Origin of the sequence: Pseudomonas sp. BBP2017 (assembly GCF_003024385.1) — a bacterium.
Lineage (GTDB): Bacteria > Pseudomonadota > Gammaproteobacteria > Pseudomonadales > Pseudomonadaceae > Aquipseudomonas.
The window spans coordinates 60,361-82,896 of the sequence record NZ_PVZN01000013.1 but is presented as its reverse complement, the minus strand read 5'-3'; the positions used below and the strand labels follow the sequence as shown (position 1 = coordinate 82,896).

Here is a 22,536-nt window from a genome sequence, read left to right as displayed (position 1 = left end):
GCCATCAATCCTGATGGAGTGCATCATGTTTTCAAGTCGTTTTAGTGCGGTGTGCGGGCTTTTGCTGGTCAGTGGCCTGGCCAGTGCAGAGGTCAGGGTCGAAGGGCCGATTGAATATGGTCTGTTTGAAACCCGTCACCAGAACTTTCAGCCCGGTGAGCGGGTGCTGACCCAGAGCAACCAGACTCTCCAGTCCACCGATCAGATCCCGGCGCGCCTGGGCAGCAAGTTTGGCATGCGCTACCGCCTGGAAGGCAAAGTGGCAGACGACACGCCGCTGACCCTGTTGTCCCTCACCCCGGGGGTGCGCACGCCCGATGGCAAGCGCCATGACAAATTCGAAGTGGTGCAGAAGCTGGTGCCTGGAGCGGCCCAGGATGTCATGGCCTACGAGTTCACTGAAAACCACGAAGTGGTGCCGGGGCAATGGCATTTCATGGTCTTTCAGGGTGATCGCCTGCTCGCCGAGCAGCGTTTTATTGTGCGCTGAGCGGATTGCGCCTGCCGTCGCGATGAGCAGGCGTTTTGATATCGTATTTCCGTCTAAGGCAAATCTTCCGCGGGAGGTGGGCCGCAACCTGACCAACATCCGCGATATAGCGATGCAGGGCTCGGCGGGGGCCAACCAGACCAATGCGGCGAGTCAGGCATTGTCGCAGTTGGCGATTGATTTGAATGGCCTGGTGGCGCGGCTCTCGGTGTAAACAATCACGAGGCAGAAACAAAAACGCCCCGACGAGTCGGGGCGTTTCAGTATAAGGGGCTAGCCCTTACTTGCCTTCCCAGCGCTTGAGCACCAGGGTGGCGTTGGTGCCGCCGAAACCGAAGCTGTTGCTCATGACGGTATCGATCTTGGCGTTTTCCCGCGTTTTGGTCAGGATCGGCATGTCGGCTACCGCTGGGTCCAGCTCGTCGATGTTGGCGGAGCCGGCGATGAAGTTACCTTCCATCATCAGCATGCAATAGATCGCTTCGTGAACGCCGGCGGCGCCCAGGGAGTGACCGGACAGGCTCTTGGTCGAGCTGATGGCCGGAGCCTTGTCGCCGAACACTTCGCGAACGCCCTTGATCTCGGCAACATCGCCGACCGGCGTCGAGGTGCCGTGGGTGTTCAGGTAGTCGATCGGGGTGTCGACGGTGGACAGCGCCTGCTGCATGCAGCGGATGGCACCTTCGCCACTTGGGGCAACCATGTCGTAGCCATCGGAGGTCGCGCCGTAGCCGACGATCTCGGCGTAGATTTTCGCGCCACGGGCCAGAGCGTGCTCCAGCTCCTCGACCACGACCATGCCGCCACCACCGGCGATGACGAAACCGTCACGGTCGGCGTCGTAGGCGCGGGAGGCCTTTTCCGGGGTGTCGTTGCGCTTGCTGGACAGCGCGCCCATGGCATCGAACAGGAACGACTGGCTCCAATGCTCTTCTTCACCACCACCGGCGAAGACGATGTCCTGCTTGCCCATCTGGATCTGTTCCATCGCGGTGCCGATGCAGTGCGCACTGGTGGCGCAAGCGGAGGCGATGGAGTAGTTCAGGCCCTTGATCTTGAACGGGGTGGCCAGGCACGCCGAAACGGTGCTGCTCATGGTCCGGGTGACGCGGTACGGACCAACGCGCTTGACGCCTTTTTCGCGCAGGATGTCCAGCGCTTCCATCTGGTTCAGGGTCGAGGCGCCGCCGGAACCTGCGATCAGGCCGGTACGCGGGTTCGACACTTGCTCTTCAGTCAGGCCCGAATCCTTGATCGCGTCGGCCATTGCCAGATAGGCGTAGGCGGCAGCGTGACCAACGAAACGGAAGATCTTGCGGTCGATCAGTTCTTCGAGGTTGAGGTCAATGGAGCCGGAAACCTGGCTACGCAGACCCATTTCGGCATATTCCGGGTTGAATCGGATGCCAGGGCGGCTTGCACGCAGGTTGGCGGAGACGGTCTCTTTGTCATTGCCCAGGCACGAAACGATGCCTAGACCAGTGATAACGACGCGGCGCATGCGGATAACCCTTAGAAGTTGTCAGTGGAGGTGAATACGCCGACCCGAAGGCCTTCGGCGGTGTAGATCTCACGGCCGTCGACGCTGACCGAGCCATCGGCGATGGCCATGTTCAGCTTGCCCTTGAGGACGCGCTTGATATGAATGTTGTAAGTGACTTTCTGGGCGGTTGGCAGGACCTGGCCGAAGAACTTCACTTCGCCCGAACCCAGGGCACGGCCACGGCCCGGCAGGCCCTGCCAGCCGAGGAAGAAGCCGACCAGCTGCCACATGGCGTCCAGGCCCAGGCAGCCTGGCATCACTGGATCACCTTCGAAATGGCAGGCGAAGAACCACAGGTCCGGATTGATATCCAGCTCGGCGACCAATTCACCTTTGCCGTACTTGCCACCCTCGGCGCTGATATGGGTGATGCGATCCACCATCAGCATGTTCGGGGCGGGCAGTTGCGCGTTACCTGGGCCGAACAGCTCACCGCGACTGCAGCGCAGCAGGTCTTCCCGAGTAAAGGCGTTTTGTTTGGTCATGCGAGCTCCTCAATAGTCCCCATGTGGCAGGGGGGCAAATCTTCCCGGCCGACCCAAAACGCTTGTGCTTGGGGCGGCAGCCTACACATAGACTATTGCGTTGTAGTGAAAGTCACAGCGCACGAGGCAAAGAAGTACACTTGTGCACTGAAATTTTATTTTCAGGCCTTCAACGCGGCCTGTCCAGTCCATAAGACTGCCGCAATTTCAGATTAATCGCCAGTCGCAGCTGACTGATCGGGCAGCCAACGCTGCAGAATCTGCTGCAGATCAGTACGTTTGAACGGCTTGGCCAGGTAATCGTTCATGCCGGCGCTCAGGCAGCGTTCGCGGTCACCCTGTAAGGCATTAGCGGTCAGGGCGATGATCGGCATGGCGGCCGCCTGGGGGAATTGGCGGATGCGCCGGGTGGCTTCATAGCCATCGATGATCGGCAATCGGCAATCCATCAGGGTTGCGGCAAAGCGCTGACGGGCAACCTGCGACACCGCCTGGGCACCGTCCACGGCAATCTGCACCTCGTATCCCAGGCTGCGCAGCATGGCTTCGATCACGGTCTGGTTCACCGGATTGTCCTCCACCAGCAGGATTCGCCGACCCTGAGCTGCGTCTTCCTGGTCGCGGTTCTGGCTGGGCAGGCACGGTGCCGGCTGCACTGACAGCGTCAGCGGCATTTCCAGGGTAAAGGTCGAGCCCTGCCCCTGACGGCTTTCACCACGTAAGGTGCCGCCCATGCGTTCTGCCAGCGTGCGCGCAATCGACAGGCCCAGGCCGGTGCCGCCGTAACGTCGGGAAATCGAGCTGTCGGCCTGCTGGAAGGCAACGAACATGGTTTCCAGGCGCTCGTTGTCGATGCCGATACCGGTGTCGTGCACCGCGCAGGCGAACCAGATCAGTTGGCGGTCGAGCACCTGCCAGCGCGGTTCGATGCGTACGCCGCCTTGCTCGGTGAACTTCAGCGCATTGCCTACCAGATTGAGCAGGATCTGGCGAATCCGTGTCGGGTCGCCGACCACCTGCAACTGTTGCATGCCGGCTGGCAACAGCAACTGCAGGTTCAAGCCGCGCTGGGTGGCCAGGTGCTGGAAGGATTGCACACAGCTACCGATCAGTTCACCGAGGTTGAAATCGATGTGCTCCAGCTCCAGGTGAGTGCGCTCGATCCGCGAGAAGTCGAGAATGTCGTTGATCACCTTGAGCAGGTGGCCGGTCGATTCACTGGCCACGGCGGCGTATTCGACCTGCTCCTCGCTCAGGCTCGTGGTTTCCAGTAACTGCAACATGCCCAGCACCCCGTTCATGGGGGTGCGCAGTTCATGGCTCATCATGGCCAGAAAGTCGGATTTGGCCCGGTTCGCCTGTTCGGCTTCTTCCCGGGCCTGGATCAGTTGCGACATGGCCTGCTGTTGCTCATGGCTGGCCTGAGCCAGTGCCCGGGCCAGGTTATTGATGTGACGGGCCAGGTGTCCGAGTTCACTGTCATCGACTACCGGCAAGGGGGCATTGAAGTCGCCTTGCTGGATGGCCTTGACCGCATGGCCCATGTCACTGATCGGTTTGGCCAGGCTCAGGGCCAGACGGCGGGCCAGTAGAAAGGTGAAGAGCAGGGCGAACAAGGCCAGTATCCCGGCCTTGATCACGATTTCCTGCTGACGCTCGCTGAACGCGTCATTGGACATACCGACAATGACCCGGCCCAGGTAATCATCATCGATATGTTTTAAGGGTTGCCTGCCGTTATGCAGAAAATCGTTGTCCAGGCGGATTTGCTGCAGGCGGATAGGGGCCTGGAACACCTCGACCTGTTGGGCGCGGTTGTCGTGCTCATCCGGCTGTTCGACATACACCAGAATATGGTTGCTGCTGTCCTGTACTTCGAGAAAGCGCACATGAGGGATGCTCAAGGTGGCGCGCATCAGGCTTTCGAGCACTTCGTCGTTACCGGCGATCACGCCGTACTCGGACGCAGGCGCCAGCTGGTTGGCGATCAGTTGGCCGGTGTGATTGAGCTCCTGACGCAGGTCCTGGATCCGCACGAAGGTAAAGAAGCTGATCAGCAGCAGCGTCAGCAGCAGGGCCGGGCCCAGGCTGATGATCTGCGTGCGGGTATGTATGTCCCAGCTCAGACGACGCCTCATGGTCTGCGTTCTCCTTCGGCCAGCGCCAGTGCGGCGCCTTCGGGATCGATGGCGCCGACGCCCAGGGCGCGGGCGACCTGCTGGTTGCCGACGACGCTGAAATGTTCGGGATACAGGGCGCGTGGCCACTTGCCGGGCGCTTGATCGAGCAGGCGGTCAAGCACCGCTAGCCAATCGTCCTGATTGCTCAAGGTGCTGGCCAGGGCGCCGGCGCGGACAAAGCCCGCGTTGGGGCCGATCAATGCCATTTGCCGCCCGTAGCTGCTGAGCAGCAGGTTCTTCGCGGTCTTGGAGTTGTATAGCTGCAGATCGTCGATGCCCAGCAATACATCACTGCTTTGCAGCAGGGCTTGTAGTGGACGATTGTCGCGCAGGTCCGGCCAGGGTTCGGCGATGATTTCAAGGCCCATGGGTTTCGCGGCGCGGCGCGCTTCTTCGACAAGGAACCGGCTGTGCTCAGCATAGAGCACGCCAATACGCCGAGCCTCGGGCAGCAGGTAACGGGTCAAGCGTAGTTGACGGTCCAGCGGCGGATCGCTCCACAACAGGCTCAGGTAAGCTGGGCGCAGCTTGCCCAGACGTTGCTCGGCCTGGACCCGGCTGATCCGCATAGCCAGTGCTGGTGGCCCTGCAGTTTCACTCAAGCGCCATTCCAGCCCGGCGCTGTCGAGCAGGATCAGGCGCACGGCCGGATTCAGCCGGGACGGGCGGGCAAGCTCGGTGACGGGAACGAAGTGAACCTTGTCGGCGGGGCGGCGTTCGCGCAGGGCCTGGACGAAATGCTCGACACCGGGGCTGTCCTGGCTGCCGGTGAGGAGGATTTCACTGGCCCAGAGCATTCCCGCCGGCCACAAACAGACCAGCAGCAGCCAGCGCCGCAGCACGCGCATCAGAATTCCAGCTCCGCACTGAAGTACACAACATGGCGGCTGTCGTAGCGGTTTTCTGCAAAGGTAGTGGGCTCGTCGTCCAGGCGCTGCTGCACGACACCCGCCAATTCAAGCTGTGTGCGCTGCCAGCGCAGTTGCTTGGCCACACGCAGGTCGACACGCTCGAAGCGGTACTGGTTCAGTTCATCGTCACCATAGTAGAACAGGGCGCTGGACCAGCCTCGCCCCCAGTCGCGCAGCCAGCCGGTCGATCCGCTGTTGTGCGCGCTCAGGCGCCGATCAGCGGGGTTGCTGGCCCAGGCGTCGACATGGGCGTAGGTCAGGCGCCAGCGATCGGCGGGACTCAGGCGCCAGTCCAGTTGCGTTTCACCGCCGCTGAAGCGGGCTTTGTTGCTGTTGCTGGCGATGTATTGGTTGTTGCGCAGCGGTTCGCTGATCATGCCGGTGATTTCGTCGTAGAACAGCTTGATGTCAACGCTGAGGTCGGCGTCGGCGAAGTAACCGTTATAGCCCAGTTCCCGCGAGCGCATCCGTTCCTGTTCCAGGTCGCCCGGTCCGCGCGTCTTGACGAAGTACTGGGCGCTGTTCTGGCCGAAAGCGCCTGGGCGCAGGTTGTTGACCCGATAACTCCAGTTGACGTTGTTTTCGAACATGTCCGGTGAGCGTACGGCTTCGGAGTACACCGCGCGCAAACCGTGGCGTGGGGTGATCAGGTAGTTCACAGCCAGCCGTGGTGTGAGCGAACTGCCGGAGAGCCGGGCGTCTTCGTACATCGCCCCGCCCTGGACAATCCAGTGTTCGTCAGCGCGCCATTCCAGGTGGCCGAACAGGCGCCAGGTGCTGTCGTCCAGGCTGCCATTGAAGAAGGTCTGCGAATCGGCGCGGTCGTAGCGGTAGTTGGCGCCGCTGACCAGGCGCAGGTTGTCGGCCAGACTGAGGGTGTCCTGCAGTTCCAGGTCGTAACGCGTTTCCCGGGTGCTCTGGTCGATATCGCCGCAGACCTGACTTGAGCCGCCGTTGCGCCATTGCTGCTGCACCTGGCGGGCCAACGTCTGTTCTTCGCTGCTGCCCCTGGGGACTGGCGAACGAATGTTGCGGGCCACGTGTTCAGCGTAGTTCGGATTGAGCTGCCACAGGCGGGTCAGTTCCGGGCTGAACGACAACGCCGCATCGCACGCACGCCAGACCTGCTGACGATCCCAGTGCTGGGCTGAACCTTGCAGGTAAAGGCTGTGCTCGGGGTTCAAGTCAATGTTCCAGCGTACCGAGCCGGCATAGTCTTTGGCGTTGACGTCGGAATTGTCACCACTGGCGGTGACACCGTAGAACACCGGTTTGTAGGTGTAAGGGCGCTGGTTACTGCCTTCCTTGGCGGCAAATTGCCAATCCAGGCTCTGGTTGCTTGCCAGGCTGTGGCTGACGCTCAGGTTCAGGCGGTTGAGTCGGCGACTGTCGCGGTAATCCTGGCCGTTACGGGTTTGATCAAAGCCGTCATCCTGCATGCCGGACAGCGACAGACGCAGGTCGCCGCCGTCCCAACCGCTACCCTGGCTGGCATACCAGTCATTGATACCGCGTTGGCCGCGGGTCATTTTCAGTCGCGTACCCTGGCTATCGGCCGGTTTGCGCGTAAGAATGTTGACCACCGCCATCAGTGCATTGGCGCCATAGCTGACGGTATTAGGGCCGCGAAAGACCTCGATGCGCTCGATATCCTCCATGGCCAGGGGAATGTCGCTCCAGTCCACCGTGGCCAGCCCCGCGCGGTACACCGAGCGGCCATCGATCAACACCTGCATACGCCGGGCATCGTTAGCGTTACTGCCGTGGTAGTTGACGGAGGGCTGATTGCCGGCGCCGTAGCCGATCATCATCCCCGGCACCAGGCGCAGTAATTCGGGGATGTCGCGGGCACCGCTAGCGCGGATCAATGCGCTGTCGAGCACGGTCATGCTGCCTGGTACGGCCGCCGGTGACTGTTTGAGCCGGGTGGCGGTGAGCACTTGTGGCAGGGCCTGGCTGTCGACGAACAGATCGTCAGCCAGCGCGGCACCGCCGAAAAAGGCAGTCAACAGCAGGAGGGGGCGTGAAGCCGGGGGGCCAAATGACACGGTGCGGCCTTGGTAGCGAATTCAAACCGGGCATGTTAACCGAGTGGCCAGCATTTTTCAGTGCTGTATGGGGCGTTATCGAGGTCAATTCACGCAACTGGCGCTGGCTCTGGCACGGGCGCTCCGTATAATGCGCAAGTCGCCACTTTAATTGGTTTTAATGGATCGGATATGACTGAACAGCAGCCTGTTGCAGTGCTTGGAGGCGGGAGTTTCGGCACCGCCGTGGCGAACCTGCTGGCGGAAAACGGCATCAGCGTACGGCAATGGATGCGCGACCCCGAGCAGGCCGAGGCGATGCGCAACAACCGGGAAAACCCGCGTTACCTCAAAGGGGTGAAAATCCACCCGGGCGTTGATCCGGTCAATGACCTGCTGGCGACCCTGCAGGATTGCGAGCTGATCTTCGTCGCCCTGCCATCCAGTGCCTTGCGCAGTGTGCTGGCGCCCCATGCGCAGCTGCTGAGCGGAAAAATGCTGGTCAGCCTGACCAAAGGCATCGAGGCGCAAAGCTTCAAGTTGATGAGCCAGATTCTCGAAGAAATCGCCCCCAAAGCGCGCATCGGTGTGCTCTCGGGGCCGAACCTGGCCCGTGAAGTGGCGGAGCACGCGCTGACCGCCACTGTGGTTGCCAGTGAAGACGAAGCACTGTGCCAGCGGGTGCAGGCCGTGCTGCACGGGCGTACCTTCCGCGTGTATGCCAGCAGCGACCGTTTCGGTGTCGAGCTGGGCGGGGCGCTGAAGAACGTCTACGCGATCATTGCCGGCATGGCGGTGGCCCTGGGCATGGGTGAGAACACCAAGAGCATGCTGATCACCCGCGCATTGGCGGAGATGACCCGCTTTGCGGTGAGCCAGGGCGCCAACCCGATGACTTTTCTCGGCCTGGCCGGAGTCGGTGACCTGATTGTGACCTGCTCTTCGCCCAAAAGCCGAAACTATCAGGTCGGTCACGCACTGGGTCAGGGCTTGAGCCTGGAAGAGGCGGTCAGCCGTCTGGGCGAGGTCGCCGAAGGCGTCAATACGCTCAAGGTGCTCAAGGTCAAGGCCCAGCAAGTGCAGGTATATATGCCATTGGTAGCGGGCTTGCATGCGATTCTTTTCGAAGGGCGGACCTTGACCCAGGTGATCGAGCTGCTGATGCGCGCCGAGCCGAAAACCGATGTCGATTTCATCTCCACCAGCGGTTTCAACTGAGTACAGGAGCAATATATGAACGAATCCCCGAACCAGTCGCAGCGCGAGTCAATCATCCTGCGCGTGTTGTGGATGCTGGTATTCCTGGTGATCTGGCAGTTGGCCGAGCTGCTGCTGGGCGGCCTGGTGCTGGTTCAACTGATCTACCGCCTGATCTATGGCGCGCCGAGTGCCAGCCTGATGAACTTCGGCGACAGCCTCAGCCAGTTTCTGGCGCAGATTGGCCGCTTCGGCAGCTTCCACAGCGACCAGAAACCCTGGCCGTTCGCCGACTGGCCAGCGCCGCGCGCCCCGGAAGGTGAAGCCGCCCATAGCGTACCGCCGGCGCCGCATCCGGTACGCGATGAGGAGCCCAAGCTGTGAAGCTCTGGGTGTTGCGTCATGGTGAAGCCGAGCCTCGGGCCAATAGCGATGCCGAACGCCGGTTGACCGCGCATGGTCGTGAGCAAGTGCTGCGCAGTGCCGCAGTGCTGCTCGGCCAACCTTTGCAGGCGATCATCGCCAGCCCTTACGTACGGGCCCAGCAGACCGCCGGGCTGGTGCACGAGGCGTTAGGGTTTGATGATCCGGTGCAGACAGTCACCTGGCTGACCCCGGATACCGATCCCCAGGAGGTCATTGCCGAGCTGAACAAGCTGGGCCTGGAGCAGGTATTGCTGGTCAGTCATCAGCCGCTGGTGAGCTGTCTGGTCGGCATGCTGGAGCAGGGACACCGGCAGGGGCCTTCGATGTCCACGGCGAGCCTGGCCGAACTTGAAGGTGACTGGCCGTTGGCAGGGCTGATGAGTTTATGTGCCATCAGCCATCCCGATTGATTATTGATCACTGACAAATTCGCCCTTTACTCCCGAGTCGTTGACTCTCTTGAGCGCCGACTACACAGGCAAGTGTACTCGGCGTCACAAGGCTTTGTTTCGGACCGAGATGGATAGGGCAGGGAATTTTTATGAGGCGGACCAAATTATATCGTTCAGCACAAAGCCCGTGTCTATATTTGGGCGGCCTGGGTGCTCCCCTCTGAATCCGGTGATCTCGATCGAAGTAGGGTATCGCCCTTGGTTGAAAGTATACGAGGACTGAAGATAACCATCACCTGTTTCTGGGAGATTGAATCCTTCAATTAAACCCTTACTATCAAAGAAGTTTATCGGGCGTCCAGTGGCATGGAGTGCACCAATTGTCAATTGAACGCGCTTGAAGCTGCCGGGAAATACTAGCCTTATTTTTGAGTCGCCAACAATGTGTACGACCATGGTTCCTTGAAATAGGTAGAAGCCTGAGGAGGCGCCACCGTGGGTGTCCCCTTCTAGGAGTCGCACAATAAGCCCTGACGGAGTGGAATAGTCCCTACGCTCGACAAAGTTAATTACCGACTGACTCTGCCAGTTCTCGTTGCCACTGACAGTATTTAGAACCTTTATGAGAAGTGTTGGCGACGCCATCCACTCACCGTTGACCAAGACTTGGTAGCCCCACTGCGTCTGACCCCAGGAGGCCAGAAAAGCCAGCAGTTCTACAGGAACTTTTAAGTCCAGCGCCGCACCTGGTTGGGACACGGTGACAGTACTGGTGGGTCCCCCACCTGCCACCCCGCGCACCTGTTCGCCGGCGCGCAGGTTCGCTGTTGCCGGTACGCGTATGATGGCCTCTGTATGCCGATCTTCGATCGTGCCACTTTTCGCCTCAGGAACGGTCGGCACCGGCAAGGTTCGAGGGATGTTCAATAGCGTGAGCGTCAAGGTCGGGAAGGCTCGCGCCCCGGCCTCGCTCACGCCACCCTCGAATGCCACCTTGACTTCCAGGCTAACCGAGCTGGCAGAGCGCAGCTTTTCAAGCTCGCTGCGTAGCATGGTTATGCCTAGGCCGTTGCTGACGTGGTCTTCATCGACCAACTGGCTCTGTGCCAGATAAAAACTATAGGGGTTGCCATTTACCAAGGTTCCCCCTGCCACGATCCAGTACCGCTGCCCTTTGGCAATCAACGGCCAGGGCTGGACGTTGACCGTGGCATTGCCTTGGAATGTAGTCAGATCGAGCGTGCCAGCGCTGGCCTCGGGCACCGTCGGGGTTGGCAAAGCGCTCTGGGGCAGTTCGCCGACAATCAATGCCAGTGGCTTGGACAGTAATTCCGGATTGCCCCCACGAACAATGGCATAGCGCACCGTGATGGTCTTGCCTTGACTGGCCGCCACCACCGAGACCGGGATGGCGAAGTCGACATACCCAGAGGCGCTGCCATTCTCTTGTGCGCTTTGATAGGAATCCGCCTCACCCTCACCCTGCCAGTCCACGGCCAGGAGGTCGTCAGGCCGCATGCCAGTGTAGGCGACGCGCACAGTGGCGCCGTTTCTCGCCTGGATTGGATCAAGCGTGTTGCCCGACGCCTCTCGCACCGTCGGCGCCACCAGGTTTTGCTCCAACTGCCGCTTGATCAGGAACGACAGCGTCTGCGAGGTGGCGGTGCGACCGTTCTGGCGTTTGACCTCGTAGATCACCAATACATCATTATCGAGGTTGCCGATGATGTATGGCTCATAAGCGATCCTGACCGGAATCGGGGCATTGGCATTGCCTCCATCCACAGTGATGGTGGTGGAGAAGGTGGGACCGAGGGTGCTCTCAAACTTGAAGGTGATTACATCGCCTTCAGTTTTGCCCGCGTACTGGGGGATGTTGGCGTTGGTCCCGTTGCGAACTTCGTCGGGATCGAGGATCAGGTTTCTGAGGCCGACGATGGCTTGGAGGGTGTCGCTATCTGGCCGGGATGCACTGGATGTCGACATGATTGACTCCTGAAGGTGAGCGGCGCGGCGTTAGTGTGTTGCTGGGTATTGTGCTGAGAAAGCGTGCATCCGGTAACTGGTAAAAATGTCAGGTGCTTTCTGTGCAGCTGCCCGCTGAGCGAACTCATATTTATCAGTTGTCGATCCCTGATCAGCTTGTTAGCGTTCAGTTGATGTGTGGGCAAGGTGGCCCTGGAACAGCAACTGGCGTCTATGCAGGCATGCCTGCGCCGTTCGATGGCCAGTTTTGGCGAGTATTGACCTGATTGCCCTTGGCGATGGCTTTTCCGGACATTGCCGGTCGCGAGCGGCTTGCAGACAATGGGCCATCACTCTCCTACGGACAGGCGGCCATGTCGCAGCAGATCTTCTTCGCCCATGCCAACGGCTTTCCTTCGGCGACCTATGGCAAGCTGTTTGCCGCGCTTGCACCTGACTACCGGGTATTCCACCTGCCGCAACACGGCCATGACCCGCGTTTTCCAGTCGATGACAACTGGCAGAATCTGGTCGATGAACTGCTTCATCACCTGCAACAACAGCCCGAACCGGTCTGGGGAGTGGGCCACTCACTCGGCGGTGTATTACACCTGCATGCGGCGTTGCGCTGCCCGCAGTACTACCGGGGCGTGGTCATGCTCGACTCCCCGGTGCTGACCCGGGTCGATCAGTGGCTGCTGCAGGCAGCCAAACGCATGGGTTTCATCGACCGCATTACCCCGGCTGGACGTACCCTGGGACGTCGCGAGGCGTTCGCTGACCGTGACAGTGCCCGGGCCTATTTCGCCAGCAAATCGCTGTTTCGCCATTTCGATCCAGAGTGCCTCGACGCTTACCTGGAACACGGTCTGCAAACGACCGATGAAGGCTTGCGCCTGCGCTTCGACCCCGCCACGGAAATCAGCATTTACCGCAACATACCGCACACCCGCCCGGCACCGGCCAAGTGCCTGGAGCTACCGTTGGCGATGGTGCGTGGCAGCAGCAGCCGGATCGTCAGGCATCATCACGCCCTGGCCGTGCGCAGCCTGCCACGGGGTGAGTATCACAGCCTGCCAGGAGGTCACATGTTCCCGCTCGAGCGGCCTACAGACACCGCGAGCCTGATCAAAGGCTTGTTTGATCGTTGGCAGCAGGTACCGGCATGAGTACGCAAATGGAAGAAATTCGTCTGAACCTGGGCCATATCGAGCTTGCCGGGCATCTGTTCGGTCCGGCTGAAGGCGTTCCGGTGATTGCCTTGCACGGCTGGCTGGACAACGCCAACAGCTTTGCCCGGCTGGCGCCTAAGCTGCGAGGGCTACGGATCCTGGCACTGGACCTGGCCGGCCATGGTCACTCCGAACACCGCCCGGTTGGCGCTGGCTATGCCTTGTGGGATTACGCACATGATGTGCTGCGGGTCGCCGAGCAAATGGGCTGGGAGCGTTTTGCCCTGCTTGGTCACTCACTGGGGGCGATTGTCTCGGTGGTGCTGGCCGGTTCGCTGCCCGAGCGCGTTACCCATCTGGCGCTGATCGACGGCTTGATCCCGCCGACCAGCGGCCCCCAGGATGCCGCCGAGCGCATGGGCATGGCGTTACAGGCCCAGCTTGGGCTGGATGCCAAGCGCAAGGCCGTACACCCAACCTTTGAGCAAGCGGTCCAGGCGCGGATGAAGGGCCTGGTCGCGGTCAGTTGCGAAGCCGCCGAGCTGCTCGCCCAGCGTGGCCTGATGCCGGTGCCAGGGGGCTACATCTGGCGTAGCGACAGCCGCTTGACCCTGCCGTCGCCTACGCGCTTGAGCGAAACTCAAGCGCTGAGTTTCGTCCAGCGTATTGCCTGCCCGGCTAAGCTGGTGGTCGCCGCCGACGGCATGTTGGTCCGCCATACCGAACTGCTCGATCAACTACGCTTTAGCCACGAGGTCTTGCCCGGTGGCCATCATTTGCATATGAATGACGAGTCTGGCGCAGCCCTTGTTGCAGACTGTTTCAATCGCTTCTTTGGCATTCCTTGACTTGCGGCGGGCAACTGTCGAGGCTTGGCGGGTTGAACAGGGAGACAACCATGAACGAGCAAGACAACGCCACATCCATTGACCCCCTTGGCGCCGCCTACAGTGTGGCGTGCCTATGAATCTCAAGTATTGCATCCGTACAGCGTTTGCCGGGCTGGGTATACTCGTTAGCGCGCCATTGTTGGCCGAAGGGCTGCCGGTGCCAGTTGATGGCAAAGTCGTCGATCAGCGCCCGGCGCTGGTTCAGGAACGTGTCTATCCCTTGGGTAGCCTGCGCAAGATCAGTAACCAGCTGCGAGTGGAAGGCAAAATCGAAAGCCGCGGCCAGGTCAGTTCGGTCACCTACGAGCTACCGCGTGAGCGCTCTGCTAATGAAGCTTTCACTGCGGCGCGCGAAGCCTTGCAAAAGGACGGGGGCTATCCGTTGTTCTGGTGTCAGGCGCGCGACTGTGGTGAGAACAGCCTGTGGGCCAATGAAGTGTTCAAGAACAGGCAGCTTTCTGGCGCGGACGAGCAGCAGGCATTCATCCTCCTGCGGCGCTCTGCTGAGCTGAACAATAGTCTGATCGCCTTGTACAGCATCACCCGCGGCAACAAGCGCGCTTATCTGCACGTCGAGGAGTTCGTCGCTGACGCTCCGCTGGGCGAGTTGCTGCCCACTGCGGCCACGGTAATGCGCGAGCTGCTCGACACCGGCAGACTCGACTACCCTGACCTGAACGGTGAGCCGCCCCTGGCCTGGGTAACCTTGATCGGACGCAGCTTGAATAACAACACCACTTTGCGCGTGAGCCTCAGTGGCGCCCAGGCCGAGGCCTGGCGTGAGCAACTGATCAAGGTCGGGGTGCTTGCGGCCCGCCTGGAAGTGGGCGATGCCCCAACCGACGGTTTCCACGTCGAACTGATACGTTGATCGAGATGCATGATGCCCAACAATGATCGCCTGCTGGTACAGATTATCCTGCTGGCCCTACTCGGGGCTGGTCTTTGGGTGATGGCCCCGTTCATGTCGGCGCTGCTCTGGGGGGCGATCCTGGCCTATGCCAGCTGGCCGTTGATGCGCCTGTTGACCCGTTTGTTAGGCGGTCGCGAAACCCTCGCCGCCGGCCTGTTGACCTCCCTGTGGATCCTGCTGGTGGCGTTGCCGCTGGTGTGGTTGGGCTTCAACCTGGCCGATCACATACGCGATGCCACCGCATTCGTGCGTGACGTCCGGGTTGGCGGTCTGCCGGATGCACCGGGTTGGCTGGGGGGGGTACCGCTGGTGGGGGAGCGCCTGGTGCGCATGTGGAACACGATCGATCAGCAGGGCGCCGCCATGCTGACTACGGTCAAACCCCACCTGGGCCAGGTCGGCAACTGGTTGCTGGCGCGTAGCGCGCAGATTGGCAGCGGGATGCTTGAGCTGACCTTGAGTCTGGTCTTCGTGTTCTTTTTCTACCGTGACGGTCCGCGCCTGTCGGCGTTTGTCCTGCGCTTGCTGGATCGTTTGATCGGTGAACGCGCCGAGTATTACCTGGGGCTGGTCGCCGGCACAGTGCAGCGGGTGGTCAACGGCGTGATCGGTACTGCGGCGGCTCAGGCCGTTCTGGCGTTGATCGGCTTCCTGATCGCAGGTGTACCCGGAGCGCTGGTCTTGGGTATCGTCACCTTCATGCTCAGCCTGATCCCCATGGGCCCGCCACTGGCCTGGGTTCCGGTCACGGCCTGGCTGGCCTGGCAGGGTGAGTACGGCATGGCGGTGTTTCTCGGAATCTGGGGCACGTTCATCATCAGTGGCGTCGACAACGTGCTCAAGCCTTACCTGATCAGTCGGGGGGGCAACCTGCCGTTGGTGATCGTCTTGCTGGGGGTGTTTGGCGGTTTGCTGGCCTTTGGCTTCATTGGTTTGTTTATCGGTCCGACCCTGTTGGCCGTCGCCTACAGTCTGTTGCTGGATTGGTCGCGCAGCGAGCCGGTGGCGCCGCCGCGTACTTGATACGTAGTGCTGCTCAGCGTTGAGGTGCGGTGTTTTTCACCACCGCCAGCTCTGGGTGGGCCACGAGCTTATCGATATGTAGATCGTCGTTGTTCATCCAGGTTTCGGTCAGCACCCGGTAATGCTCCATGTCGCGGCAGCGCATGCGCAGGCTGTAGTCGAAATGGCCGCTGATCAGCTGACAGTCGAACACCTGCGGACAGGCGTTCACACAGGCTTCAAACGCCTTTTGCGCCGCACGCCCGCTCTGATTGGACAAAGCCACTAGCACCAGCAATGACAAGCCGGGCGACACCTTCTGCACATCGATGATCGCGCTATAGCCGCGAATCACCCCGCGTCGCTCCAGCTTGCGCACGCGCTCAAGGCAGGGGCGGGGAGTGAGGTGCACCAGCGAGGACAGTTTCTCGTAGGTGATGCGCCCGTCATGGCGCAGTACATCGATGATCGCTTCGTCGATCCGGTCCAGCGCTGGTGCGGCGTGTGGGCTGTTGACCTTGGTATCCATACGGGTTCGGCTTCACTTCAAACGGTGGGTGACGCTGATTATGGTACGACCTTCCTTGCTCAGCGTCTGTACCCATTGAGTCGCTGAACCCGCACGGGCTCAGGCGCGTTTTTTGCGAGTGTCAGCAAGTGGTTGGCGCAGTACGGCGAACAGATCCTTGGGATTTGCAAGCTCTGGTACCAGCGCGAGCTCATGGCCGATATCCAAGGACTTGGCAACATCGAGCACATAGCGAAGGGCCGAGTAGTCTTCCAGGGCAAAACCAACCGAGTCAAACAACGTCACCTGATCAGCGCTTTCGCGGCCAGGCGCCTGACCGCTGACCACTTGCCAGAACTCGGTGGTCGGCGAGTCGGCGGGCATCTGTTGGATCTCGCCTTCGACACGGCTTTGCGGTTCGTACTCGACGATCACCCGCGCGCGATCGACGATGTCCCGGTGTAATTCGGTCTTGCCCGGGCAGTCACCGCCGACGGCATTCAGATGCATACCCGGCTCAATCATGTCCGGGGTCAGGATGGTGGCGTACGCCTTGTCGGCGGTCACCGTGGTGACGATATCCACGCCGCGCACCGCTTGCGCCACGGAACCGGCGATGCTCACCCGCAGCTGAGGGAAAGCGCTAAGGTTGGCGACCAGCTTGGCGCTGGCCTTGGGATCAAGGTCGTACAGGCGGACTTCTTCGATCCCCAGTAGGGTGTGGAAGGCCAGGGCCTGGAACTCGCTTTGTGAGCCGTTGCCGATCAGCGCCATGCGCCGGCTGTCGGGACGGGCGAGGTAGCGGGCAGCCAGGGCTGAAGTGGCGGCGGTACGAATGGCGGTGGTCAGGGTCATTTCACTGAGCAGCACCGGCGCGCCGGTATCGACGTCGCCGAGAGCGCCAAAAGCCATCACCGTGAGCATGCCGCGCTGGGTGTTCTTCGGATGACCGTTGACGTATTTGAAGGCGTACAGGTTGCGGTCGGACACCGGCATCAGCTCGATCACGCCATCGGGCGAGTGGTTGGCCAGACGTGGGCATTTTTCGAAGTCGTGCCAGCGCAGGTAGTCCTCACGGATGTACTCGGCCATTTCGCTGATACAGGTGCTCAGGCCTTTATGGGCAACCAGGCGGCTGAGGTCAGTCACATCGATATAGCGGGTCATGATGAACTCCTTTGTTATTGGCATCGAGGCACGTATTCGGGGGCAGTGTGCCTATTGTCGATGCAGCGCCGGGCATATCTCGGCTGAAGCGCGGTGGGCACTCAGCCGCTTCAGCTGAAATATGCGCTTTGGCAGCGGAATCGGCTGCTTGTGTTCGGGCGTTGCTCAGCCCTCGGTCTGACCCTGGGCGTGCAGGCGTTTGTAGAGGGTGGTGCGACTGATGCCCAGATCGCGGGCCAAGGCTGATACGTTGCCCTTGAGCGCTTGCAAGCGCAGGTTCAGGTTGTGCTCATCGGGTGCGAAGGGCGGGGGTGGCTCGACTTCTTGCGTAGCAGGCAGTTCGCTGAAAAAGCTGTCCGGCAGGTGCTCCAGGGCGATCGGGTGCTGGCCTGCCAGGGCCAGGGCGACTTGCAGGGTGCTGGCAAGCTGGCGCATGTTGCCTGGCCACGGATGCTGTAACAGATGTTGCAGTACCTTGTTGTCCAGCTGTGGTGGCGCGTCGGCATCGCGGTAGTGCTGGTGGATCTGTTCGATCAGCGCCAGGCGATCACTGCGTTCGCGCAACGGTGGCAAGGTCAGGCTGAGGCCGGCGATTCGATAGTACAGGTCTTGGCGGAAACATCCCTGCCGTACCCGCTCGGACAGGTTCTGGTGGGTGGCGGAGACGACCCGGATATCCACCGGCACCGGATCGCCACTGCCCAGCGGCTGGATGCAGCGGGTCTGGAGAAAACGCAGCAAGCGCGCCTGGGTTGGCAGCGGCATGTCACCGATTTCGTCGAGAAAGACGATGCCATGTTCGGCCTTGCGGATCAGCCCAGGGTTGCCCTTGTGGTGGGCGCCCGTGAATGCGCCTTTGTCGTAGCCGAACAGCTCCGACTCCACCAGCTCAGCCGGAATCGCTGCACAATTCACTGCAATCAAAGGCTGCTTGCGACGGCTGCTGGCTTCGTGCAGGGCCTTGACGAAAACTTCCTTGCCAACCCCGGTTTCACCCTGGATCAATACCGGGATGTCCTTCTCCAGCAGCAGCCCCGCCTGTCGTAGCGCTTTGGCTATACGTGGGTCACAGTCGGCGGGTGGCCGGCGGCTCGGCGCTGCCGAGGGGCTTGTCAGCGGCTCACGCAACAGGCAGTGAAAGCGATTGCGCCCGGTCACCTGCACGGCAAAAGGCTGTCCCGCAGCATGCTGCAACAGCTCCGGCAGCGGGGTCTGGAACAGGTGTTCAAGGGTGTGCTGCAAGGCTGGCTGACCGAGCAGGCTGTCCGCGCGGCGATTGGCGGCCAGGATACGGCCGCGGTCATCGAACAGCAAAAGCCCGGCCCACTGGCTGTCGAGGTTGTTCGAGCCGGTATTGAAACTCAATTGTCGGTACTGCCCGGCATAGCGCGCGATGATCAGGCGGTTTTCCAGGCTCTGGCTCATCATCCGCACCATACCCAGGGTTTGCGAGGCTGGCAGGTAGCTGTCGCTGGACACATCCAGTACGCCGATCAGGCGCCGTTCGGCATCGAATAGCGGCGCGGCGGCGCTGGCCATGTAGCGGTTGCGCTTGAGGAAGTGCTCATCCTGGCCCACATGCACGGCCTCGCTGCAGGCCAGGGCGGTGCCGATGGCATTGGTGCCAACTCCCTGTTCAAGCCAGCGGGCGCCGGCGATAAAACCGTGTTGCTGGCGCGGGTCGATAAAACGCCGGGTGCCCCAGGTTTCCAGGAGCTGGCCCTGATTATCGCTGAGCATGATCAGGTAGCTGGAATTGCCCAGCAGATGATTGAACTGCGGGATCACCTCGTCGCCGGTGGTGCGCAGCAGGTCGTGCTGGCGTTCGAGCAGTTCGCTGAGGCAGGCAGCGGGCAGCTCGCCGAAGTCGGGGGCTGACTGGTGCTCCAGGCCGTAGTCACGGCAGCGTGCCCAGGAGGCCTGGATCAATTGGTCATGGGATGCAATGGAGACGGCCATGGGCGTTTCCTCTGCCAGCGTTGTAGTTTTTGTGTGATCCAGTGTTGTTCAGTCCTGTTCATTGTCAATGTCAGGGCTGTTCAGGTGTTCAGCAGTTACTGTTCATTTCTGTTCAGGAGCGAATTGACAGTTGTTGTGGAGGAAGAAAAAGTTGCGTCGCGACAACGACTTATCGATGGCTGTCAGCACTGGCACGAAACTGGCTCTACAGCGAAGGCCTCTCCGATAACAACAATCAGGGCCGCCCCATGTCGCTTACACTGGAGCACGTCAGTCGCACCGTCGACAGTCAGCGCTGGATTGTCGATGCCAGCCTCAGTTTCGAGCCGGGTTCGTTCAATGTCCTGCTCGGGCGCACCTTGTCCGGCAAGACCAGCCTGATGCGCCTGATGGCCGGACTGGACCGTCCTGACCAGGGGCGGGTGCTGATGAATGGTGTAGATGTCACGGGCCGGCCGGTGCGCCAGCGCAATGTGTCGATGGTCTATCAGCAGTTCATTAATTACCCGACCCTCAGCGTCTTCGAAAACATCGCTTCACCGCTTCGTCAGGCGCGTATGGGTGAGCAGGAGATTCACCACAAAGTGCATCAGACTGCGCAGATGCTGCGCATCGAGCCCTTCTTGCAGCGCCTGCCGCTGGAACTGTCCGGTGGTCAGCAGCAGCGCACCGCCATGGCCCGCGCGCTGGTCAAGGATGCGGAACTGATCCTGTTCGACGAGCCGCTGGTCAACCTGGACTACAAACTGCGCGAAGAACTGCGCCAGGAAATGCGCGAATTGTTCGCTTCCCGGCACTGCATTGCCGTGTATGCCACCACCGAGCCGAACGAGGCATTGGCCCTGGGTGGCACCACCACCATTGTCCATGAGGGTTGCATCGTGCAGAGTGGTGCGACCGCTCAGGTCTATCACCAGCCGCGCACGGTGCTGGCTGCTGAGTTGTTTTCCGAACCGCCGATCAACCTGATTGCCGGGCGCATCAGCGGCAATGAAGTGAGTTTCGCCGGGGCTGTGCACTTCGCCATGAATGCCGATCTGCGCCGCATCGGTGACGGTGAATACCGCTTTGGTGTGCGTCCCAGCCATATCAGCCTGGTGCCGTCGAATGACGATGACCTTGAGTTGGCGGTGCTGGTGGAACTGGCGGAGATCAGTGGTTCGGAAACCTTCCTGCATGTGCGTAACGAGCACTTTCGCATCATCCTGCACCTGTCCGGAGTGCACGAGTACCACGTCGATGCGCCGATTCGGGTGTTTATCCCGACCCACAAGCTGTTCGTCTTCGACAGTGCGGGTGTGTTGGTCCAGGCGCCGGGCGCGCGTGAAGCGAGGGTCGCCTGATGGCCGAAATTCGCCTGCAGCAGTTGGCCCACAGCTACAGCAGCACCCCCGCCCGTGGCGATGACTATGCCTTGCGTGAGCTGGAGCATGTCTGGGCCCAGGGCGGCGCCTATGCCTTGCTCGGGCCTTCGGGCTGTGGCAAGTCGACCTTGCTCAATATTATCTCCGGACTGCTTAGCCCCTCCCAAGGCCAGGTGCTATTCGATGGCAAGGTAGTCAATGAACTGTCGCCGCAGGCCCGCAATATCGCCCAGGTTTTTCAGTTTCCGGTGGTGTACGACACCATGACAGTGTTCGACAACCTGGCCTTTCCCCTGCGCAACCAGGGCATGGACGAGGCCCGTGTGCATAGCAAGGTGGAAGAGATCGCCGAGGTGCTTGAGCTCGGTCCGGCGCTGAAAAAAAAGGCCCGCAACCTCAGTGCCGATGAAAAGCAGAAAGTTTCCATGGGCCGCGGCCTGGTGCGCGATGACGTTTCGGCGATCCTCTTCGACGAGCCGCTGACGGTGATCGACCCGCACCTGAAATGGAAGCTGCGGCGCAAGCTCAAGCAGATTCACGAGCAGTTCAACATCACCATGATCTACGTCACGCACGATCAGCTCGAGGCCTCGACCTTCGCCGACAAGATCGCGGTGATGTATGGCGGGCAGATCGTCCAGTTCGGAACGCCGCGGGAACTGTTCGAGCGGCCGCGACACACCTTTGTCGGCTATTTCATCGGCAGTCCGGGGATGAACCTGATTGATGTGCAGCCGCAGCCAGGAGGTGTCGGCTTTGCCGGTGTCCATCTACCGCTGCCGGAAACATTGCAGGCACGTCTGGCCAGCACGCCGGTTGCGCGTTTGCAGGTAGGGATCCGCCCGGAATTCGTGCAGGTGCGCGAGGCGCCATTTGATGACGCATTTACCGCTCGGGTGGTGGATGTTGAAGACCTGGGTACCTATCGGATCCTGACCCTGGAGCTGGACGGTGTGGCCCTCAAGGTGCGCCTTGGGGAAGACCGTGTGGTGCCGCAGGGGCAGGCCTGGATCAGTTTTCCGGCACAGTGGTTGATGCTGTATGTCGACGATGTGCTGCTGGAGACCGCACCATGAACAAGGTGCCCAACAACAAGGCCTGGTGGCTGGTGCTGCCGGTGTTCTTGCTGGTGGCCTTCAGCGCCGTGATACCGATGATGACTGTGGTCAATTACTCGGTGCAGGACATTTTCGACCAGTCCAGCCGCTACTTCGTCGGGGCAGATTGGTATCGCCAGGTGTTACAGGATCCTCGTCTGCACGATTCCTTGCTGCGTCAGTTTGTTTATTCGGGCTGCGTGCTGTTGATCGAGATTCCGTTAGGGATAGCCATTGCCCTGACCATGCCGACCAAGGGGCGCTGGTCGTCACTGTGCCTGATTGTCATGGCCATCCCGCTGCTGATTCCGTGGAATGTGGTCGGCACCATCTGGCAAATTTTTGGTCGTGCCGACATCGGCCTGCTCGGGGCGTCGTTGAACCAGTTGGGCATCAATTACAACTATGCGGCCAACACCATGGATGCCTGGGTCACGGTGCTGGTGATGGATGTCTGGCACTGGACCTCGCTGGTGGCGCTGCTGTGTTACTCGGGGCTGAGGGCGATCCCGGATGTCTATTACCAGGCCGCGCGTATCGATCGCGCGTCGGCCTGGGCGGTGTTCCGGCACATCCAGTTGCCGAAAATGAAGAACGTACTGCTGATCGCAGTGATGCTGCGCTTCATGGACAGTTTCATGATCTACACCGAGCCCTTTGTGCTGACAGGAGGCGGACCGGGCAATGCCACCACCTTCCTCAGTCAGACCCTGACCCAGATGGCGGTAGGGCAGTTCGACCTGGGACCGGCCGCGGCGTTTTCGCTGGTGTATTTCCTTATCATCCTGCTGGTGTCCTGGCTGTTCTATACCGCCATGACCCATGCCGACAAAGACTAGGAGGGCGGC

At 60.8% G+C, this 22,536-nt stretch carries 20 protein-coding genes and 1 pseudogene; 12 read left to right on the top strand and 9 right to left on the bottom strand.

The features are described 5' to 3' along the window. Nucleotides 1-25 precede the first annotated feature (25 nt). Together C6382_RS16510 and C6382_RS16505 are read left to right on the top strand one after the other, a co-directional pair. The gene (locus C6382_RS16510) at nucleotides 26-490 is read left to right on the top strand and encodes a DUF3859 domain-containing protein (protein WP_107025461.1); all 465 of its coding nucleotides are present in this window, start codon (nucleotides 26-28) and stop codon (nucleotides 488-490) included. Then, nucleotides 489-704 (top strand): annotated as a pseudogene (locus C6382_RS16505) (methyl-accepting chemotaxis protein); the annotation flags it as partial. The gene C6382_RS16510 and the pseudogene C6382_RS16505, both read left to right, overlap by 2 nt. A 66-nt stretch (nucleotides 705-770) precedes the next feature. Here C6382_RS16505 and fabB read toward each other — a convergent pair. The 5 genes from fabB to C6382_RS16480 form a co-directional block, all read right to left on the bottom strand. Next, nucleotides 771-1,991: a beta-ketoacyl-ACP synthase I gene (fabB, locus tag C6382_RS16500; RefSeq protein WP_107025460.1), complete on the bottom strand. Its 1,221-nt coding sequence runs from the start codon at nucleotides 1,989-1,991 to the stop codon at nucleotides 771-773. Between the two features lie 11 nt (nucleotides 1,992-2,002). Beyond that, nucleotides 2,003-2,518 (bottom strand): 3-hydroxyacyl-[acyl-carrier-protein] dehydratase FabA, encoded by a 516-nt coding sequence (gene fabA / locus C6382_RS16495; protein WP_107025459.1) that lies wholly within the window; start codon nucleotides 2,516-2,518, stop codon nucleotides 2,003-2,005. A gap of 212 nt (nucleotides 2,519-2,730) precedes the next feature. Continuing rightward, a complete protein-coding gene (locus C6382_RS16490) occupies nucleotides 2,731-4,656 on the bottom strand; it encodes an ATP-binding protein (protein WP_107025458.1) in 1,926 nt (641 codons plus the stop codon). Beyond that, nucleotides 4,653-5,549, bottom strand: a complete 897-nt coding sequence (locus C6382_RS16485; RefSeq protein WP_107025457.1) for an ABC transporter substrate-binding protein — start codon at nucleotides 5,547-5,549, stop codon at nucleotides 4,653-4,655. Before C6382_RS16485 ends, C6382_RS16490 begins: the two co-directional genes overlap by 4 nt. Continuing rightward, the gene (locus C6382_RS16480) at nucleotides 5,546-7,657 is read right to left on the bottom strand and encodes a TonB-dependent siderophore receptor (RefSeq protein WP_107025456.1); all 2,112 of its coding nucleotides are present in this window, start codon (nucleotides 7,655-7,657) and stop codon (nucleotides 5,546-5,548) included. The genes C6382_RS16485 and C6382_RS16480 overlap by 4 nt, the downstream gene beginning before the upstream one ends. Nucleotides 7,658-7,828: 171 nt before the next feature. Here C6382_RS16480 and C6382_RS16475 point away from each other — a divergent pair, with 171 nt between their 5' ends. From C6382_RS16475 to sixA, 3 genes are read left to right on the top strand one after another with little or no spacing between them, the layout of a single operon-like run. Then, nucleotides 7,829-8,854, top strand: a complete 1,026-nt coding sequence (locus tag C6382_RS16475) for an NAD(P)H-dependent glycerol-3-phosphate dehydrogenase (protein ID WP_107025455.1) — start codon at nucleotides 7,829-7,831, stop codon at nucleotides 8,852-8,854. Between the two features lie 15 nt (nucleotides 8,855-8,869). Next, nucleotides 8,870-9,217, top strand: coding sequence for a DUF4389 domain-containing protein (locus tag C6382_RS16470; RefSeq protein WP_107025454.1), 348 nt, complete (start codon nucleotides 8,870-8,872; stop codon nucleotides 9,215-9,217). Then, entirely contained in the window at nucleotides 9,214-9,669 is a 456-nt protein-coding gene (sixA, locus tag C6382_RS16465) for a phosphohistidine phosphatase SixA (protein ID WP_107025453.1), read from the top strand. The genes C6382_RS16470 and sixA overlap by 4 nt, the downstream gene beginning before the upstream one ends. 129 nt (nucleotides 9,670-9,798) lie before the next feature. Here the strand turns inward: sixA and C6382_RS16460 are convergent, their stop codons facing one another. Beyond that, nucleotides 9,799-11,637 carry a hypothetical protein gene (locus C6382_RS16460; RefSeq protein ID WP_107025452.1) on the bottom strand — a complete coding sequence of 613 codons (1,839 nt, stop codon included), beginning with the start codon at nucleotides 11,635-11,637 and terminating at the stop codon, nucleotides 9,799-9,801. A gap of 353 nt (nucleotides 11,638-11,990) precedes the next feature. On the opposite strand from C6382_RS16460, the gene C6382_RS16455 reads away from it, so the two are divergent. The 4 genes from C6382_RS16455 (at nucleotide 11,991) to C6382_RS16440 (ending at nucleotide 15,614) form a co-directional block, all read left to right on the top strand. Then, nucleotides 11,991-12,785 carry an alpha/beta fold hydrolase gene (locus C6382_RS16455; RefSeq protein WP_107025451.1) on the top strand — a complete coding sequence of 265 codons (795 nt, stop codon included), beginning with the start codon at nucleotides 11,991-11,993 and terminating at the stop codon, nucleotides 12,783-12,785. Next, a complete protein-coding gene (locus C6382_RS16450) occupies nucleotides 12,782-13,636 on the top strand; it encodes an alpha/beta hydrolase (RefSeq protein ID WP_107025450.1) in 855 nt (284 codons plus the stop codon). Before C6382_RS16455 ends, C6382_RS16450 begins: the two co-directional genes overlap by 4 nt. A 115-nt stretch (nucleotides 13,637-13,751) precedes the next feature. Next, nucleotides 13,752-14,549 carry a DUF4892 domain-containing protein gene (locus tag C6382_RS16445; RefSeq protein ID WP_107025449.1) on the top strand — a complete coding sequence of 266 codons (798 nt, stop codon included), beginning with the start codon at nucleotides 13,752-13,754 and terminating at the stop codon, nucleotides 14,547-14,549. Nucleotides 14,550-14,561: 12 nt separating this feature from the next. After that, a complete protein-coding gene (locus C6382_RS16440; protein ID WP_107025448.1) occupies nucleotides 14,562-15,614 on the top strand; it encodes an AI-2E family transporter in 1,053 nt (350 codons plus the stop codon). 13 nt (nucleotides 15,615-15,627) lie between these two features. On the opposite strand, the gene C6382_RS16435 is transcribed toward C6382_RS16440, so the two are convergent. The 3 genes from C6382_RS16435 to C6382_RS16425 all read right to left on the bottom strand — a co-directional run bounded on the left by C6382_RS16435 (nucleotide 15,628) and on the right by C6382_RS16425 (nucleotide 19,227). Continuing rightward, nucleotides 15,628-16,122, bottom strand: a complete 495-nt coding sequence (locus C6382_RS16435; RefSeq protein WP_107025447.1) for an Lrp/AsnC family transcriptional regulator — start codon at nucleotides 16,120-16,122, stop codon at nucleotides 15,628-15,630. A 99-nt stretch (nucleotides 16,123-16,221) separates the two neighbouring features. After that, a complete protein-coding gene (locus C6382_RS16430; RefSeq protein WP_107025446.1) occupies nucleotides 16,222-17,268 on the bottom strand; it encodes an ornithine cyclodeaminase in 1,047 nt (348 codons plus the stop codon). Between the two features lie 165 nt (nucleotides 17,269-17,433). Continuing rightward, the gene (locus C6382_RS16425; protein WP_107025445.1) at nucleotides 17,434-19,227 is read right to left on the bottom strand and encodes a sigma-54-dependent Fis family transcriptional regulator; all 1,794 of its coding nucleotides are present in this window, start codon (nucleotides 19,225-19,227) and stop codon (nucleotides 17,434-17,436) included. A gap of 248 nt (nucleotides 19,228-19,475) precedes the next feature. On the opposite strand from C6382_RS16425, the gene C6382_RS16420 reads away from it, so the two are divergent. Genes C6382_RS16420 through C6382_RS16410 form a run of 3 tightly spaced genes read left to right on the top strand, consistent with a single transcriptional unit; the run spans nucleotide 19,476 to nucleotide 22,527 of the window. Next, on the top strand, nucleotides 19,476-20,570 hold the full coding sequence (locus C6382_RS16420) for an ABC transporter ATP-binding protein (protein ID WP_107025444.1): 1,095 nt from the start codon (nucleotides 19,476-19,478) through the stop codon (nucleotides 20,568-20,570). Further along, nucleotides 20,570-21,667 carry an ABC transporter ATP-binding protein gene (locus C6382_RS16415; protein ID WP_107025443.1) on the top strand — a complete coding sequence of 366 codons (1,098 nt, stop codon included), beginning with the start codon at nucleotides 20,570-20,572 and terminating at the stop codon, nucleotides 21,665-21,667. Before C6382_RS16420 ends, C6382_RS16415 begins: the two co-directional genes overlap by 1 nt. After that, nucleotides 21,664-22,527: a carbohydrate ABC transporter permease gene (locus tag C6382_RS16410; protein WP_107025442.1), complete on the top strand. Its 864-nt coding sequence runs from the start codon at nucleotides 21,664-21,666 to the stop codon at nucleotides 22,525-22,527. Before C6382_RS16415 ends, C6382_RS16410 begins: the two co-directional genes overlap by 4 nt. Nucleotides 22,528-22,536 lie beyond the last annotated feature (9 nt).

What these genes read in the sequence shown, in the direction of transcription:
- C6382_RS16510 (WP_107025461.1), top strand. Translation starts at nt 26, where the DNA reads ATGTTTTCAAGTCGTTTTAGTGCGGTGTGCGGGCTTTTGCTGGTCAGT.
- fabB (WP_107025460.1), bottom strand. Translation starts at nt 1,991, where the DNA reads ATGCGCCGCGTCGTTATCACTGGTCTAGGCATCGTTTCGTGCCTGGGC.
- fabA (WP_107025459.1), bottom strand. Translation starts at nt 2,518, where the DNA reads ATGACCAAACAAAACGCCTTTACTCGGGAAGACCTGCTGCGCTGCAGT.
- C6382_RS16490 (WP_107025458.1), bottom strand. Translation starts at nt 4,656, where the DNA reads ATGAGGCGTCGTCTGAGCTGGGACATACATACCCGCACGCAGATCATC.
- C6382_RS16475 (WP_107025455.1), top strand. Translation starts at nt 7,829, where the DNA reads ATGACTGAACAGCAGCCTGTTGCAGTGCTTGGAGGCGGGAGTTTCGGC.
- C6382_RS16470 (WP_107025454.1), top strand. Translation starts at nt 8,870, where the DNA reads ATGAACGAATCCCCGAACCAGTCGCAGCGCGAGTCAATCATCCTGCGC.
- C6382_RS16460 (WP_107025452.1), bottom strand. Translation starts at nt 11,637, where the DNA reads ATGTCGACATCCAGTGCATCCCGGCCAGATAGCGACACCCTCCAAGCC.
- C6382_RS16455 (WP_107025451.1), top strand. Translation starts at nt 11,991, where the DNA reads ATGTCGCAGCAGATCTTCTTCGCCCATGCCAACGGCTTTCCTTCGGCG.
- C6382_RS16450 (WP_107025450.1), top strand. Translation starts at nt 12,782, where the DNA reads ATGAGTACGCAAATGGAAGAAATTCGTCTGAACCTGGGCCATATCGAG.
- C6382_RS16445 (WP_107025449.1), top strand. Translation starts at nt 13,752, where the DNA reads ATGAATCTCAAGTATTGCATCCGTACAGCGTTTGCCGGGCTGGGTATA.
- C6382_RS16440 (WP_107025448.1), top strand. Translation starts at nt 14,562, where the DNA reads ATGCCCAACAATGATCGCCTGCTGGTACAGATTATCCTGCTGGCCCTA.
- C6382_RS16435 (WP_107025447.1), bottom strand. Translation starts at nt 16,122, where the DNA reads ATGGATACCAAGGTCAACAGCCCACACGCCGCACCAGCGCTGGACCGG.
- C6382_RS16430 (WP_107025446.1), bottom strand. Translation starts at nt 17,268, where the DNA reads ATGACCCGCTATATCGATGTGACTGACCTCAGCCGCCTGGTTGCCCAT.
- C6382_RS16425 (WP_107025445.1), bottom strand. Translation starts at nt 19,227, where the DNA reads ATGGCCGTCTCCATTGCATCCCATGACCAATTGATCCAGGCCTCCTGG.
- C6382_RS16420 (WP_107025444.1), top strand. Translation starts at nt 19,476, where the DNA reads ATGTCGCTTACACTGGAGCACGTCAGTCGCACCGTCGACAGTCAGCGC.
- C6382_RS16415 (WP_107025443.1), top strand. Translation starts at nt 20,570, where the DNA reads ATGGCCGAAATTCGCCTGCAGCAGTTGGCCCACAGCTACAGCAGCACC.
- C6382_RS16410 (WP_107025442.1), top strand. Translation starts at nt 21,664, where the DNA reads ATGAACAAGGTGCCCAACAACAAGGCCTGGTGGCTGGTGCTGCCGGTG.